Below are 15,171 nucleotides of genomic sequence, written 5' to 3' on the forward strand. Positions count from 1 at the left end.
GCGGTCCCTTTCCTCTCCGGGCTCGTTCACGGGCCCCCTCCTCCGCATCCCTGTCAGGCAGGCCTGTCAGACTGGGCACGTGTATCAGGAGTGGGAGGAAGCGATGGACTCAGCCCTCCGCCTGGCCGGGCGGGCCGGGGAGGGCGGCGATGTGCCTGTCGGGGCCGTGGTGCTGGGTCCCGGCCCCGACAGGACGGTCCTGGGGGAGGGGTTCAACCGCCGTCAGGCGGCGGGCGACCCCCTCGCCCATGCGGAAGTAGAAGCCATCCGGCAGGCCTGCCTGGCAGGGGTCGGCGGGCGGTCTTCGGCGGGTCGGGGTGACCTCCCCACATACCGCCGGTCTTCCGGCCTTCGATGCCCCCCTCCCGGCCGGCCGCCCCTTCAAGGACGTGGGTGGAGCCTGGAGGATTGCACCATCGTCGTGACGCTGGAGCCCTGTCCCATGTGTGCCGGGGCCATCCTGTCCTGTCATCTGGGCCGGGTCGTCTTCGGGGCCTGGGATCCCAAGATGGGGGCCTGCGGATCGGTCTGGGACATCCTGCGCGACCCCCATGTAGGTCCCTCGCCGGAGGTGATAGGCGGTGTCCGCCAGGAGGAATGCGCGCGGGTTCTCAGAGGTTTCTTCCAGGAAAGGCGCTGAGGCTTCCGCTCCGATTCTGTCCACCATGTGAGCTGACCGCGGCCTGGCAGGCCAAGCGACTGCATACTGCCTAGTACATCATGTGGACGGGGGTCGTCCCCCGGTTCCGTCGGCCGGGTGATGTCGGCACAATGAGAGGGATGGTGGGTCAATGAAGTATACGGTGATCGGCGCCGGAGCCATGGGTTATCGCTATGGGGTGCTCCTGCAGGAGAACGCCGGTCTGGATGTCGATTTCGTCGACACCTGGGACATCAATGTCGACAAGGTACGTGACCAGGGCGGGGTCTACGTCTCCCGTGACCACGAGGGCAGACACCTGGTCCCGATCAGGATCTACACCCCTGAAGAGTATGAGGGCGATCCGGACGTATGGATCATCATGGTCAAGCAGATGCAACTGGAGGAGGTGCTTTCCCGCTGCGCCCATCTTTTCAAGGCCCATCAGGTCGTCTTCTCGGCCATGAACGGCTGGGGGCACTTCGACAGGATCGCCGGATACTTCCCCAAGGACCGCATCTACGGCGGCACGGCCATGATCGCAACCGTCCTCAACGGGCCCGGCGATGTGGACTTCATCGGCAAGGCCGGGACCGGCTCCATGCACATGTGCGCCATGACCGAAGAGATAACCGAGGTGGAGCGGGGCATGGAGGCCGACTTCAAGGCGGCCAACATGAACCCGATCGTCACCGAGAACTTCGAAGGGACCTGTCTGGCCAAGATCATCTTCAATTCGGTGGTGAACACCATCTGCACGATGTACCAGATCACAATGGGACAGTTCATCTCCTACGACGGGGCCATGCCCATGGCCGAGCAGCTGATCAACGAGGCCTATGACGCCTGCGAGAGGGCCGGCAAGCAGCTGATCCAGTCCAGGCAGACCACCCTGGAGGAGGTCGATTACGTCAGCCGGGTCTCCAACCCCCTCCACTACCCCTCCATGTACCAGGATCTGACCAGGGGCAGGGCGACAGAGGTCGATTACATCAACGGGTACATCGCCAAGCTCGGCCGACAGCACGACTATGTCTGCAGGACCCACGAGTTCCTCACCCATGGGGTCCATCTGGCCGAGCTGGCCTTCCGGATACACCGGGACGAGGCCGCCGGGGCCGTCTCCCTCTGAGGCTCCTTCAGTCGGTCCTCCTCATCGGGACGCCCTCCGCCCAGGTACTCTGGCGGCGGGCGTCTTCCTTGTCTCCAGGCTGCCGGGGCCAGGGCCGATGATTTACTTGCCATGAACACATAACACGCACCGTCGGGACAAGAAAAGTCCCAATCCGTATCATGACTGGAGTCCGAAGACCACTGGGAACATGGCTGCAGTCGACGGGCTGAAAAGAAACCTGCTCCACGGGAAGGCATCATGGACGGATCGCACAAGGACATGCAAGAAGGCCGGGTAGTCACCCGGTATGGGGGAAGGTCGGTGAACGGCCTCCCACTCGCCCTGATTTATATGCAGGCGGAGGATGTGGGTATGGCCTGGCTCCTGGTCGGTGACGACCTGCCCCGCCTGGTCCATTGGGGAGGGCTCCTCACCCACCCGGCCTCCCTCCTCCACTCCTATGAGACCCTGCACCCGCAGGAGGTATCCGGAGGGCTGGAACAGACCCCCTGGCCCTCGGTCCTGCCCACTCAGGCGGAGGGGTGGACGGGTGAGTCCCGTCTGGTTCTGTCGAGGGCCGGGATGGCCCTCTGCTGCCGGTTCACGGTGGATCAGGTGCGCCTGGAAGATGGTGGTGTCAGCGACTTCGCAGCCCCTGATCTGACTGCCCCCACCCTGGTGGTCCATGCCGCCGACCGCGAGCAGGGGGTCGGCCTGACCTGGCGCTGCCAGATTCTGGACTCCGGTCTGGTCCGCCAGCGGATGGCGGTCTCGAACGAGGACCCCGGTCTCCCCCTGGAAGTGGGCTACGTGGAACTGGGTTTCCCCCTGCCGGCCTCTGCTGCTGAGATTCAGACCACCACCGGTCATCACCTGCGCGAGCGTTCCGTCCAACGCCAGCCCTTCACGATTGGCCGTCTGGAGCGGTCCAGCCTGGTGGGACGTCCCGACTTCGACTCCTCCCTCCTCCTGTGCGCAGGCCGGATCGGATTCGGCTTCGAGTCGGGACGGGTCTATGCCACCCACCTCGGCTGGAGCGGCAATGGCCGGCTGACGGCCGAGCGGCTTCCGTATACCAGCGGAATCATCGGAGGGGCCGAGATACTCCAGCCCGGAGAAGTCACGCTCCCCCCGGCCGGCGGGGGTCAAGATCCGGCCGCGTATTCCACACCCTGGCTCTACGGGTCTTGCGGGGAGGGGCTGGACGCAGTGGCCCACCGCTTCCACTCCTTCCTGCGCTCTCTCCACCCCTCCTTTGCGACCCACCCCCGTCCGGTCACCCTGAACACCTGGGAGGCCGTCTATTTCAACCACTCGTACGAAAAGCTGGCTGCGCTCGCACAGCGCGCCGCCCGCATCGGAGTGGAACGGTTCGTCGTGGACGACGGTTGGTTCCTCGGCAGGCGTTCCGACCTGTCCGGCCTGGGGGACTGGTCTGTCGACCAGACCGTGTGGCCGGATGGGGAGCACGGTCTTGGGGCCCTGGCGGCCACAATCCATGGGTTGGGCATGGAATTCGGCCTCTGGTTCGAGCCGGAGATGATCAGTCCCGATTCTGTGGTCTTCCGCGCCCACCCGGACTGGGTTCTCAGACCGACTCCCGGCCGTCTGCCCATGCCGGGCCGTCACCAGCAGGTGATGGACCTGACCAATCAGGCGGCCTATGAATGGGTCTTCAATGCCATGGACGGCCTGGTCGGTTCCCTCGGCATCGACTACATCAAGTGGGACCACAACAAGTACGTGGTCGAGGCGATTTCGCCCGCCTCGGGCAGGCCGGCCGTCCACGGACAGACCCTGGCCGTCTACCGGATCATGCGTGACCTGAAGGACCGTCACCCCGGACTGGAAATCGAATCCTGCAGCTCGGGCGGCGGCCGAATAGACGCAGGCATCCTGGAGTACGCCGACCGGGTGTGGGTCTCCGACTGCGTGGATCCGGTGGAGCGCTGTGACATCCAGCGCTACACGTCACTCCTGGTCCCTCCCGAGATGCTCGGAGAGCATGTGGGCGATTCCCCGGCGCATTCCACGGGCAGGGCGACCAGCCTGCAGATGAGGGAGGCCATGGCCTTCTTCGGTCACCTGGGGGTGGAATGGGACCTGCTCAAGGTCCCCCAAGAAGAGGTGGACGAGCTTTCCCGGTGGATTCACGAGTACCGGGTCCGCCGGCCCATCCTTTCCACTGGGAGGGTCGTCCATGCGGATACGCCGGACCCGGCGGTCCGTCTTGACGGGGTGGTCGCCCCTGACCGGTCCTCGGCCGTCTACCGCTTCACCCAGCTGGTCACGTCGGTCACTTATCCGGTCGCACCGGTCTGCCTGCCGGGCCTGGACCCGACCTGCGACTACCGTCTGCGCCCGCTCGCCCCCTGCCTCGACCTCCACGGGAAGGGCAACGGGGCCTCACCCCTCCTCTGGTGGTCCCGAGAGGGAGTGGTCATGCCCGGCCGGGCCCTGGAGGATTACGGAATCCGACCTCCGTCGCTGAATCCCGCTCAGGCTGTCCTCTTCGAGGCGGTCAGGGAGGATGGGGACCCGTCGGCCGGGGTGCCCAGCAGGTAGTCGGCAATGACATGGGCGCCGGCCGCCCGGGCCCAGTGCTCCCAGTCGTCGTTGAGGACTTCGACGGGTATGGGGGTCATCTGGCTGTGCCTGTGCGAGGATATGCCCTGCCGCATGGCCTCGATTCCCATTTTCATCAGATAGGAGGTCTCCCCGCCTACGACCACCTTGTCGGGCAGGGCAAGGTCTGCCACGACGGAGACCAGCACGCCCAGGCGGAAGGCGGTCAGGTTGAGCAGGCTGAGAGCCTGGGGAATCCTGGCCTCCACGTCAGCCACGAACCGGTCGAAGGGGGCCGTGGCGCCGATGATCTGCGAGTACTGCTCCGCCAGGGACCCACTGGTCAGACATTGGGAACACCCCCTGTGCCCCAGGTGGCAGACGGGCCCCAGGGGGTCGAGGGGGAGGTGGCCGATCAGTCCCAGTCCCTGGTCGGGGGAGGGCACGGTCATCCCCTTCTCCGCCAGGGAGTACCCCACGCCTGCGCCCACGGTGATCATGGCGAACCGGTCAAGGCCGACCCCGGAGCCGAACCAGACCTCATAGGTGGCCAAGGCCTCCAGGTCGTTGAAGACCCGGCAGGGAACCGGGCAGACAGGTGCCAGCAGGGCCGGAAGGTCCACCTCCTCCTCCCAACCCAGGAAGGGGGCGTAGGTGACCAGTCTGCCATCGATCACTTTTCCTCCCAGACTGACCCCCGCCAGGACCGGTTCGGGCAGGCCGGCCGTCCGGATGTCCTCCCGGCAGGCCCGGATCACCCTGTTCAAGGTCTCGGCCACACAGGCTGGCGTGCGGTTCTTCAGGTCGGCCTCGTGGGCCCTGCCCACCGGTTGGCAGGTCGCGTTCAGACCCGTCGCCATGGCGGCATCGCCTCTCAGGTTCACTCCGACGAAGGATCGCGATCGGCGGCGGATAGCCAGAGGGCGCTGGGGGCGGCCCTTTTTGCCCGCATCACTCGGCACCTTGGTCTCGCAGACCACGCCAAGATGAATCAGATCGCTGACCATCCGTGACACCGCGCCCTGGGTCAGGTGGAGCTGCCGGGCCAGCTCTATGCGGGAAATGGGGCCGTAGCGCATGACGTCCGCAGCCACCCGGTGCGTGTAAGGCGAACCGCGGAACCAGGCCGGAGGGGTACCGACCGGGGTGCCCGCCTCTGCGGGGTCGGCCCTCCTGCCTTCAGGGCCCTCCGGGGCGCCCGACGTCTTCCTGTCCATCAGTGCTCCTATCCGGCGGATGTAAGGTCCGGACCCCGTCATCTGAAAATTCCGCCTGTCCGCCCTCTTGTCCCGCCCGCTGTGAAGGGTGTTCACCCCATGATAGAGCCATTTACTTTCTGTGAACAAGGAACTCGCCGGGGGTGGGAATGAAAACCGCCGCCTTCTAAGGTGAGGGGCATGTGAGCGGGTGAGGGTGCCCGCTACGGGCGATGAAGGAGTGAGCGATGAGGCAGCACGCGCAAGCATCGACGGATCCAGGGAAGAGGGCGGCCCGGCCGCACCGGCCGCACCGGTTCCTGCGGTCGTCCGGGATGGTCGGAAGGGTCAAGGCCCTTCTTGCGGCCCTCCTGGCGGTTGCTGTTGGACTGGCTCTGCCGGCCTGCGGGCAGGCGGAGGCCGGGGCGGGAAAGGTCACCCTGGATTTCTTCCAATTCAAATTCGAAGCGGCCGACCAGTTCAAGGAAATGATTCACCAGTTCGAGGTCGACAACCCGGACATCAGGGTCAATATCAACAATTCGGCCGATGCCCAGACCGACCTGCGCACCCGCTTCGTCAAGAACCGGGTGCCCGACGTGATCACCTTCAACGGTGACATCAGCTTCGGCATGTTCGCCGCCTCCGGGGTCTTCCACGATTTCACCGACGATCCCCTGGTCGCCACACTCAACCCGGGGATGGTGGCCATCGCCAGGAACCTGGTCCAGACCACCAAGCAATCGGAGAAGAGGCTCTATGGCCTCCCCTTCGCAGGCAATGCCAGCGGATACATCTACAACAAGGAGGTCTGGAGGAAGGCCGGTGTTGACCCGGAGAACCCGCCGCGCACATGGAGCGGGTTCACGGCCATGCTCCGGCACTTCAAGGACAGGGGTGTCACCCCCGTGGAGGCGACCCTGTCCGAAGCCTGGACCACCCAGGCCCCCCTGAGCTCCCTGGCGGGCACCCTGGTGCCGGAGAGCCGTTACGCGGACCTGCTCAGGGGGAGGACTGACTTCAAGACCATCTGGACCCAGACCGCCCGGCGTGAGGTTGAGCTCTTCAAGTACGCCCAGGAGGACAAGGGGGTCACCTACCAACAGGGGACCCAGGACATGGCCGCCGGCAAGGCCGCCATCCTCCCCCTGGGCACTTACGCCATCCCGCAGATCAAGATGATCAACCCCGATGCCGACCTGGGCTTCGCCCAGATGCCGGCCAATGATGATGCCGACTCCCAGGTGCTGACCGCAGGCGACGACGTCATGCTCACGATGGGGGCCGACACCAAGCACCCCAAAGAGGCCATGAGGTTGATCAGATACCTGATGAGCCCCGGACAGCTGAGGATCTACGCCAAGGCCCAAACCGCCTTCGTCCCCCTGAAGAAGGTGGAGGCGGGAGACCCCGCCCTGAACGGGGTCATCCCCTTCTTCACCCAGGGCCGCCTGGCCGACTTCTGCGACCACTACATCCCCTCCTCCATCAACATAGGCGGCTACCTGCAGACCATGGTGACCACGGGGGATGTGGGCAGGTTCACGGACTCCATGCAGACCGAGTGGGACAAGGTCCAGGCAAGGACCTTCCGATGATGAAAGGCAAGGCTATGACAGATATAGGTTCGCAGGCGGTCTCCAGGCCGCCGCGTGGCGTGGTCTCACTGGCGGGTGGCAGGTACGTTCCTGCCTCCGGCGGGGGAAAGACCGTGAAGGCGGCCGCACCCGGTGGGAGGAAGCCCAAGCCCGACGCTTTCTCCATGAGGAAGGTCGACAGGGCCTTCTACTGGATGGCCATTCCGGCGGCCGTCATCTTCGCCGTCTTCCTCTACCTCCCCTTCCTTCAGGGTGTGGCCTACTCCTTCACCAATTCCCAGGGTTACGGGCGTTTCTCCTGGATCGGTCTGAAGAACTATGCGGCCATCTTCAGAGACGGGCGGGTGGGCCACGCCTACCTCTTCACCCTCATGATCTCCATCCTGATCACGGTCCTGACCAACTTCCTGGCCCTCTTCCTCTCGGTCGTCCTCAATGGGAGGATAGCCTTCAAGAAGGGGTTCAGGGCCATCTACTTCATCCCCTATACCCTGTCGGTCCTGGTCATCGGATACGTGTTCAAGTACATCTTCATGACCCCACTGCCGAAACTGGGGCGGGCCCTCCACATAGGCTGGCTTTCCCAGTCCCTCCTGACGAGCGAGCACTATGCCTGGGTCCCGATCGTCTTCCTGGCGGTCTGGCAGGGTGTGGCCTACTCGACCCTGATCTACCTGGCCGGTCTGCAGACCATCGACCCCCAGGTCTACGAGGCGGCCTCCATCGACGGGGCCAACGCATGGCAGTGCTTCTGGAAGATCACCTTCCCCCTGGTCGGTCCCTTCTTCACGATCAATCTGGTCCTGACCCTGAAGAACGCCTTCAACACCTTCGACCAGGTGGTGGCCCTGACTGGAGGCGGACCGGATTCCAAGACGGAGACGGTCACCTACCTCATCTACAAGGGCGGCCTGACCGGCGGGGAATACGCCTACCAGACCGCAGACGCCGTGCTGTTCTTCATCGTCCTGGCCGTGATCGCCTTCATACAGCTGAGGATTTCGAGAAGAGGGGAGAAGATCTGACATGAGTGATTCCACAATCGAACGGTTCGAACATGTCGGGCAGGCGGGGGTGACCTCTCCCGGGAAGGAAGGTGCGGTCCTGCACCCCTCTTCCGGGCCTGCATCGCCGAAGAGCCACCCTTACAGGGGCGGGGGGCTCATGCACAGGCTCTCCGGGATCAACTGGTGGGCGACGGCCGCCATCGCCGTTCTCTCCCTGACCATCCTCGTCCCCCTCTATTTCACCGTGGTCACCGCCCTGAAAACCCCGGCCGAGGCCGGCTCCTTCGGTCTGCCCTCCTCTTGGCAGTGGCACAACTTCGTCGACGCCTGGAACAAGGTCAACTATCCCAAGGCGGCCCTGAACTCCGGCATCGTCACGGTCTGCGCCGTGGTCCTGACCCTGCTGACCAACACCTTCGTGGCCTATGCCATCGCCAGGAACATGGACAAGCGCTTCTTCCGCTTCCTCTACTACTTCTTCATCGCAGCCATGTTCGTCCCCTTCCCGGTCATCATGCTCCCCCTGGCCAAGCAGTTCGGCAGCTGGCACCTGGACAATGTGGTCGGCCTGATCCTCCTCTACATGGTCCTGGGCCTGGGGACCAACCTCTTCATCGCCACCGGGTTCATACGCTCCATCCCCGAGGCCCTGGAGGAGGCGGCCCGGATCGACGGGGCCGGCACCTGGCGGATTTTCTGGACCATCATCTTCCCCCTGATGGGCCCGATAAACGCCACCATCGCCATCACCACAGCCCTGTGGGCCTGGAACGACTTCCTTCTGCCCCTGATCATCCTGACGGACCAGACCAGCCAGACCATCCCCCTTGCGCAGTATGTCTTCAGTTCACAGTTCGCCACCAACTACCCGATGGCCTTCTCCAGCTATCTGATGGCCATGGCACCCATCCTGATCGTCTACCTCTTCTCCCAGAAGTGGGTCATCAGCGGGGTCATGCGGGGGGCCGTCAAGTAAGGCAGCAGGACGGGAGTGACGGGGCAGGGCGAAAGGAAGGCCCGGGTCGGCCGGTCCTTTCCCGGCCGACCCATATACTCGGAAGAGGAAGTTGAACACCGCCGTTTGTCACTGTTTCCACGGAAGGGGAACCATGACCACTGAGCAACGAATCCACCTGTCCGATGCCGTCAGGACCAATGGTTCCACTCCTAATCCTTGGTGGGCCAATGCGGTGGTCTATCAGGTCTATCCGCGTTCCTTCCAGGATACGAACGGGGATGGTTATGGTGACATTCCGGGGGTCACGCGGCGGTTGGATTATCTGGCGGACCTGGGCGTGGATGTGATCTGGCTGAGTCCGGTCTACCGGTCCCCGCAGGATGACAACGGGTATGACATCTCGGATTACCGGCGGGTCGATCCCATGTTCGGCACGTTGGGTGATTTGGATGAGCTGGTGGCCCAGGCGCATCGCCGGGGGATCAGGGTGGTCATGGACCTGGTGGTGAACCACACGTCGGATGAGCATGCCTGGTTCCGGGCTTCGCGTGACCGGGCCGGCGGCCGTGAGGACTGGTATTGGTGGCGGCCGGCCAGGCCGGGCCATGAGCCGGGGACCCCGGGGGCCGAACCCAACCGGTGGGGTTCCTACTTCGGCGGTTCGGCCTGGCAGTACGACCCCAAGCGGGGGGAGTACTACCTCCACCAGTTCTCCCGTAAGCAGCCCGATCTGAACTGGGAGAACCCGGCCGTCCGCCGGGCGGTCTATGACATGATGAACTGGTGGATGGACCGGGGGATCGACGGCTTCCGCATGGACGTGATCGTCCTCATCTCCAAACGGGTCGACGATCAGGGCCGTCTGCCCGGTGAGGAAGGCGCTGCCCTGGAGGACGGTCCCGTGGGTGAGGAGGGCTATTCCAGTCCTGCCCCCTTCTGCATGGATGGTCCCCGTCTGGATGAGTTCCTCAAGGAGATGCGCCACGCGGTCTTCGATGGCCGTCAGGGATACCTGACCGTGGGGGAGGCGCCCGGGGCCACCGCCCAGCGGGATGCCATGATCACCGATCCGGCCAACGGGGAGTTGGACATGCTCTTCCTCTTCAGCCAGACCACCATCGACACGGGTGCCAGCAAGTGGCAGATCCGCCCCTTCGAGGTCACCAGGCTCAAGCGGGCCATGGCGGAGCAGCAGGAGGCGGTCAAGGAGGCCGGCTGGGCCAGCCTCTACTTCAACAACCACGACCAGCCCCGCGTCGTCTCCCGCTGGGGCGACACCTCCACCGAGGAACTTCGGGTGAGGTCGGCCAAGGCCCTGGGCCTGGTTCTCCACATGCACCGGGGCACCCCTTACATCTATCAGGGTGAGGAGCTGGGAATGACCAACGCCGGCTTCACCCGCCTGGACCAGTACCGCGACCTGGAGTCCATCAACCTCTACCATCAACGGGTCGATGAAGCCCACGCCCAGGATGCGGACTCCATGATGCAGGCCCTGGCCTACATGAGCCGCGACAACGCCCGGACCCCCATGCAGTGGGATTCGACCAAGTATGCGGGCTTCACCGCCTCCTACGCCCCCAAGGAGCCCTGGCTGGCCGTCAACCCCAACCATGAGACCATCAATGTCGAGGCTGAGGAGCGGGATGACGACTCCGTCCTCGCCTTCTACCGCCGACTGATCGAATTGCGCCACACCGACCCGGTTGTGGCGGCCGGCCGGTGGGACCTCCTGGATGCCGACGACCCACATGTCTATGCCTTCACGCGGACCCTGGACCCGGGACCGGGCGCCAAGCCCGGCCCCGAAGCAGCCAAGGCGGAGGAGGCGGCCCCCTCCGGCCGCCTCCTGGTCGTGGCCAACCTGTCCAGCGGGTCGGCCCGTCTGCCGGCCCAGACCGCAGGCCTTCTGGGGGTCGACGCCTCAGGCATGACCGCCATGGGGACCGGGGACATAGACCCGGCCAGGGTCCTCATCACCACCTGCAGACCCGAGGAAACCGCCGCCTCCCTCCTGACCGGCCGCCTTTCCCCCTGGGAGGCCTGCGTCTACCGCCTGTGACATCCGCTGGCGGCTGCCGAGCTCCCCGGCCCTGTGTCTCCTGGTCCTGTGTCCCGGGCCCTGGAGCGCCGCAGCATACCCCGTAGGAGGATGAGCCCTTCGGGAAGTCCGTCCCCGCACTCTCGGACGGACGGCTACAGTAAGGGGTATATGTCATTTATTTCCATGTTTCACAGTCGAATGAACAGATTGCCCGACGCAGGTCCGACCGGGTGGCATGACGGGTCAAGGAGCGTCGGTGGTCCGGCCCCGGCAGGCCGCCCGGCCTGTGCCTGGCGCTTCGGCAAGGAGGGTGGGGCCTCATGTCTCGTCTGATCATCGTTTCCAACCGTCTGCCCATGTCGCTGGAGGCCAAGCAGGACGGCTCCTACTCTCTGCGGCAGAACGTCGGCGGGCTGGCCACGGCCATCGGCCCCTACCACAGGTCCCATCGGGATTGTCTTTGGATCGGCTGGAGCGGCATTGACACGAAGCGCTACTCCGACAAGGAACTGGCCGATATCAAGGCGGCGTACAAGGAGAGGCGGTGCATCCCCATCTTCCTGAGCGAGGAGGAGGTGAACGGCTACTACGCCGGCTTCTCCAACAACACTTTATGGCCCCTCTTCCACGACTTTTCCCACGAGGCCGTCTTCAAACAGGATGATTGGGACATGTACCGCAAGGTCAACATGCGGTTCGCCCAGGTGGTGGAGCCTTTGATCCGCAAGGGGGACACCATCTGGATCCAGGACTACCACCTCATGCTCCTGCCCAAGATGCTCCGCGAGCGCTACCCTGATGCCTCCATCGGCTGGTTCCTCCACGTCCCCTTCCCCAGCGCCGAGATATTCCGCTCCCTGCCCTGGAGCCGGGAGATTCTCGAAGGGGTCCTGGGGGCCAACCTGGTGGGCTTCCACACGGTGGACTTCTCGACGAGTTTCCTGGCCTCCGTCCACCGCCTCCTGCCACAGCTCAAGGTCGACCGGGACGGGGTGGTCGAAATGCCGGGAGGCCACAGGGCGGCCATCGATGCCTTCCCCATAGGGATCGACTACAGTCTGTACAGCCGGACCGCCCGTTCCGGCCTGGCCCGAGCCATGAGAAGGGGCATAGACGAGGTATGCGGCAAGTCCCCCCGCCACCGTTACCGGAACTCCGTCAAGGCCGAGGGGGTGGCCGCCCTCGAGGCCAGCTCCTCGGAGGGCAATTGGTGGAGCCACCACATAGAGGAGGACATACCCGAGCTCACGTTGGCCCGGCAGGCCGCATCCTCGGTCGGGACCCGGTCCAATAAGGTCATCGTCTCCGTGGACCGTCTCGACTACACCAAAGGCCTGCCCGAGCGGCTCAAGGCCTTCGGGGCCATGCTGGACAAGTACCCGGAGTGGATAGGCCATGTCACCTATTACCTCCTGGCAACCCCCTCCCGGGAGAACGTCAGGTCCTACCAGATCCTCAAGGACCAGGTGGACCAACTGGTGGGTGAGATCAACGGCCGTTACTCCCTCCTGGCCTGGACCCCCATCCACTACATCACCAGGTCTCTGTCGATCAAGCCTGTCTGCGGCATCTATTCGGCCGGCGACGTGGCCCTCGTCACCCCCCTGAGAGACGGGATGAACCTGGTGGCCAAGGAGTACCTGGCCTGCCATGACGGGGATGCCGGCTCCCTGGTCCTCTCGGACATGTGCGGGGCTGCCGACGAGCTCACCGATGCCTTCATCGTCAACCCCTATGACATCGACATGGTCTGTGAGGCCCTCCACAACGCTTTGGAGATCAGTCCGGAGGAGTCGCGTCAGCGGAACATCAAGATGCAGGCACGGCTGAAGGTCCGCACGGCCTCGAACTGGTGCAACTCCTTCCTGGACTCCCTCAAGCAGGTCTCCATGCCGGGCATGACGCAGGGGAGGTTGCGGATGGACCACCACAACGAGATGGTCAGGCAGTGGGACCGGGCCAGGCGCCGCCTGGTTCTTTGCGATTACGACGGCACCCTCACCCCCCTGGTGCGCCGGCCGGAGCGGGCCAAGCCGACCCACGACCTGCGTAATCTCCTGCGTCGGGTGGGGTCCAGCCCGAACGTGGACTTTGTCCTTGTTTCGGGTCGCAGTCACGAGATCATGCAGAGTTGGTTCGGTGACCTCCCGCTCGGCCTGATAGCCGAGCACGGGGCCTGGAGCAGGGACTGCCCGGGTCGGGAGGACGGCCGGTGGCGGAGGGCGGAGGGTCTGCCCGACGCGGCGACCTGGCAGAAGGTCATCGGTCCCATCATGGGGGAGTCGGCCAAACGGGTCGAGGGCTCCTTCGTGGAGAGCAAGTCGGACGCCCTGGCCTGGCACTATCGCATGAGCGATGCTCGCGAGGCCGGCAAGGAGCGCGAACGTCTCCTCAGCAGGCTGAGGAGGGTGGTGGTCGGCCTGGGGCTCATGATCATGGAGAACTCCAAGGTGGTGGAGGTCACCCCGGTGGCCACCAGCAAGGGGCAGGCCGTCCTTCCCTACATCACCAGCGGCGATTACGACTTCATGATGGCCCTGGGAGATGATGAGACCGACGAGACCATGTTCTCCGTCATGCCCGAGGGTGGTTGGACCATCAAGGTGGGGCCTGGCCAGACCAGAGCCCACCTGCGGGTACTGGACCCGGCTGCGGTGACCATGCTCCTGGCCGACCTCGGCGCAGGGGTGGCAGGGACCCAGCCCGCCGTCGGGAGGACGGCAGGCGTTCCATACGGTTCCGATGACAAACCGGGTGTGGAGAGCGTCGGGGAGACCTCGGCCTGAGCCCTCCGGGGCGGACCCGGTCCTTCCCTGTCGTGCATCGGTGGGGGATGACCGGACGCCCAGCCCCCTGCCGTCCCTGCCGGCTTCCGCCGGTCCCTGCCGTCTGCCTTCCCCGGCCGTCTACCGGTCGGCGGCTATGGTCTGGTCGACCAGCTTGGGCAGAGCGTCCTGAATGGGCTCATGGATCAGCCTGGTCGCCAGGGAGTCATATTGGGTCCGGCCCAGATTCATGATGGTGACCGGCACGCCGGCCTGGGCGGCCACCGGGACCAGGGATGCCGCCGGGAAGACCTCCAAAGTGGACCCGATCACCCAGAATTCGTCGGCTGCGGCCGCAAGCCGCATGCTCTTCTCCATGGCCCCGTCCGGCAGGGCTTCGCCGAAGTAGACCACATCCGTCTTGATGATCCCCCCGCACGGCATGTTCCCCTTGTAGGGCAGTCGGCGCTTGCAGTGGGGATCCGGTTCCTCGTCCAGCCTGTCCATGATGTCGGCCGTCTTGTAGGCGGCACCGCAGGACATGCAGTGGGAGGTGCCGATCGTGCCGTGGAGGTTGACGATCACGTCGTCCGAATTGCCGGCCTTCTCATGGAGGGCATCGAAGTTCTGGGTGGCCAGGAGGCTGAGCATCCCCGCCTTCTCCAGTCTGACCAGGGCCTTGTGGGCCTCGCCCGGCCTCGCCTTCCACACAGGCGACTCCTTCTGCCACCGCCAGGAGTACTCGCGCTGCTCCTTGTCGCTCATGAAGAGGTCGATGTCGTAGACGCTCATCTGGTCCGGATGCTTGGTCCAGACCCCGTCCGGTCCTCGGAAGTCCGGGATGCCTGCCGATGTGGATATCCCGGCCCCGGACAATACGGCTATGTTCTTGCTCATGCCTCAGTCTTACCATGTCGGACGGGCCCGGCCCCCACCGCTACGCCTTCTATCCTCCAGGGGCAACCTGGAGCGAGGGGAAACGCCCGGGCCGGGGTTTTCTGCCGTTCCCGGACCTGGTGTCAGGGGAAGGAATGGCATAGGAATCCTTGTTGTATGTCACGTTCGACACGCCGAAGAAACCCTTTGTTTACGGGATTCTACGAGAAGACAAAAAGGGTCGAGTTGCGCTGTTGAGGGGGAGTTGCTAAGCTCTTCTTTTGCTGCCTGGCAGCGACGGATTGCCTTCGGGTGTCCCGAAGCCGTTCAGTGTGGTGGTGGTTTGAGAACTCAAGAGCGTGTTTGTGCTACTTTATAGCTTTTTGATTGCCAGTCCGATGTCTTCCG

General features: G+C 64.6%; 10 protein-coding genes. 8 read left to right on the forward strand and 2 right to left on the reverse strand.

Annotation, left to right across the window (positions count from 1 at the left end; all coding sequences use genetic code 11):
- Positions 1-103: 103 nt before the first annotated feature.
- The 3 genes from V6584_RS07770 (at position 104) to V6584_RS07780 (ending at position 4,319) form a co-directional block, all read left to right on the forward strand.
- Complete coding sequence (locus V6584_RS07770; RefSeq protein ID WP_479688742.1) at positions 104-640, forward strand: nucleoside deaminase; 537 nt, start codon at positions 104-106, stop codon at positions 638-640.
- A gap of 151 nt (positions 641-791) precedes the next feature.
- Positions 792-1,772 carry a ketopantoate reductase family protein gene (locus V6584_RS07775; RefSeq protein ID WP_340470024.1) on the forward strand — a complete coding sequence of 327 codons (981 nt, stop codon included), beginning with the start codon at positions 792-794 and terminating at the stop codon, positions 1,770-1,772.
- Positions 1,773-2,012: 240 nt separating this feature from the next.
- Entirely contained in the window at positions 2,013-4,319 is a 2,307-nt protein-coding gene (locus V6584_RS07780) for an alpha-galactosidase (RefSeq protein WP_340470023.1), read from the forward strand.
- Here V6584_RS07780 and V6584_RS07785 read toward each other — a convergent pair.
- Positions 4,253-5,536 (reverse strand): ROK family transcriptional regulator, encoded by a 1,284-nt coding sequence (locus tag V6584_RS07785; RefSeq protein ID WP_340470022.1) that lies wholly within the window; start codon positions 5,534-5,536, stop codon positions 4,253-4,255. The genes V6584_RS07780 and V6584_RS07785 overlap by 67 nt on opposite strands.
- Before the next feature lie 314 nt (positions 5,537-5,850).
- On the opposite strand from V6584_RS07785, the gene V6584_RS07790 reads away from it, so the two are divergent.
- The 5 genes from V6584_RS07790 to V6584_RS07810 all read left to right on the forward strand — a co-directional run bounded on the left by V6584_RS07790 (position 5,851) and on the right by V6584_RS07810 (position 13,908).
- Complete coding sequence (locus V6584_RS07790) at positions 5,851-7,113, forward strand: ABC transporter substrate-binding protein (RefSeq protein ID WP_340470021.1); 1,263 nt, start codon at positions 5,851-5,853, stop codon at positions 7,111-7,113.
- A 164-nt stretch (positions 7,114-7,277) separates the two neighbouring features.
- Entirely contained in the window at positions 7,278-8,138 is an 861-nt protein-coding gene (locus V6584_RS07795; protein WP_340470118.1) for a carbohydrate ABC transporter permease, read from the forward strand.
- 139 nt (positions 8,139-8,277) lie between these two features.
- Positions 8,278-9,096: a carbohydrate ABC transporter permease gene (locus V6584_RS07800; protein WP_340470116.1), complete on the forward strand. Its 819-nt coding sequence runs from the start codon at positions 8,278-8,280 to the stop codon at positions 9,094-9,096.
- Between the two features lie 133 nt (positions 9,097-9,229).
- Positions 9,230-11,140 carry an alpha-glucosidase gene (locus V6584_RS07805; RefSeq protein ID WP_340470020.1) on the forward strand — a complete coding sequence of 637 codons (1,911 nt, stop codon included), beginning with the start codon at positions 9,230-9,232 and terminating at the stop codon, positions 11,138-11,140.
- A gap of 302 nt (positions 11,141-11,442) precedes the next feature.
- Positions 11,443-13,908 (forward strand): bifunctional alpha,alpha-trehalose-phosphate synthase (UDP-forming)/trehalose-phosphatase, encoded by a 2,466-nt coding sequence (locus V6584_RS07810; RefSeq protein WP_340470018.1) that lies wholly within the window; start codon positions 11,443-11,445, stop codon positions 13,906-13,908.
- Between the two features lie 120 nt (positions 13,909-14,028).
- On the opposite strand, the gene V6584_RS07815 is transcribed toward V6584_RS07810, so the two are convergent.
- Positions 14,029-14,784: a Sir2 family NAD-dependent protein deacetylase gene (locus V6584_RS07815; protein WP_340470017.1), complete on the reverse strand. Its 756-nt coding sequence runs from the start codon at positions 14,782-14,784 to the stop codon at positions 14,029-14,031.
- Between the last annotated feature and the right edge of the window lie 387 nt (positions 14,785-15,171).

Source organism: Bifidobacterium favimelis (assembly GCF_037963085.1).
Taxonomy (GTDB): Bacteria; Actinomycetota; Actinomycetes; order Actinomycetales; family Bifidobacteriaceae; genus Bombiscardovia; species Bombiscardovia favimelis.

Excerpts from the sequence above, each read along its gene's own strand:
- V6584_RS07770 (WP_479688742.1), top strand. The coding sequence starts at position 104 with ATGGACTCAGCCCTCCGCCTGGCCGGGCGGGCCGGGGAGGGCGGCGAT.
- V6584_RS07775 (WP_340470024.1), top strand. The coding sequence starts at position 792 with ATGAAGTATACGGTGATCGGCGCCGGAGCCATGGGTTATCGCTATGGG.
- V6584_RS07780 (WP_340470023.1), top strand. The coding sequence starts at position 2,013 with ATGGACGGATCGCACAAGGACATGCAAGAAGGCCGGGTAGTCACCCGG.
- V6584_RS07785 (WP_340470022.1), bottom strand. The coding sequence starts at position 5,536 with ATGGACAGGAAGACGTCGGGCGCCCCGGAGGGCCCTGAAGGCAGGAGG.
- V6584_RS07790 (WP_340470021.1), top strand. The coding sequence starts at position 5,851 with ATGGTCGGAAGGGTCAAGGCCCTTCTTGCGGCCCTCCTGGCGGTTGCT.
- V6584_RS07795 (WP_340470118.1), top strand. The coding sequence starts at position 7,278 with ATGAGGAAGGTCGACAGGGCCTTCTACTGGATGGCCATTCCGGCGGCC.
- V6584_RS07800 (WP_340470116.1), top strand. The coding sequence starts at position 8,278 with ATGCACAGGCTCTCCGGGATCAACTGGTGGGCGACGGCCGCCATCGCC.
- V6584_RS07805 (WP_340470020.1), top strand. The coding sequence starts at position 9,230 with ATGACCACTGAGCAACGAATCCACCTGTCCGATGCCGTCAGGACCAAT.
- V6584_RS07810 (WP_340470018.1), top strand. The coding sequence starts at position 11,443 with ATGTCTCGTCTGATCATCGTTTCCAACCGTCTGCCCATGTCGCTGGAG.
- V6584_RS07815 (WP_340470017.1), bottom strand. The coding sequence starts at position 14,784 with ATGAGCAAGAACATAGCCGTATTGTCCGGGGCCGGGATATCCACATCG.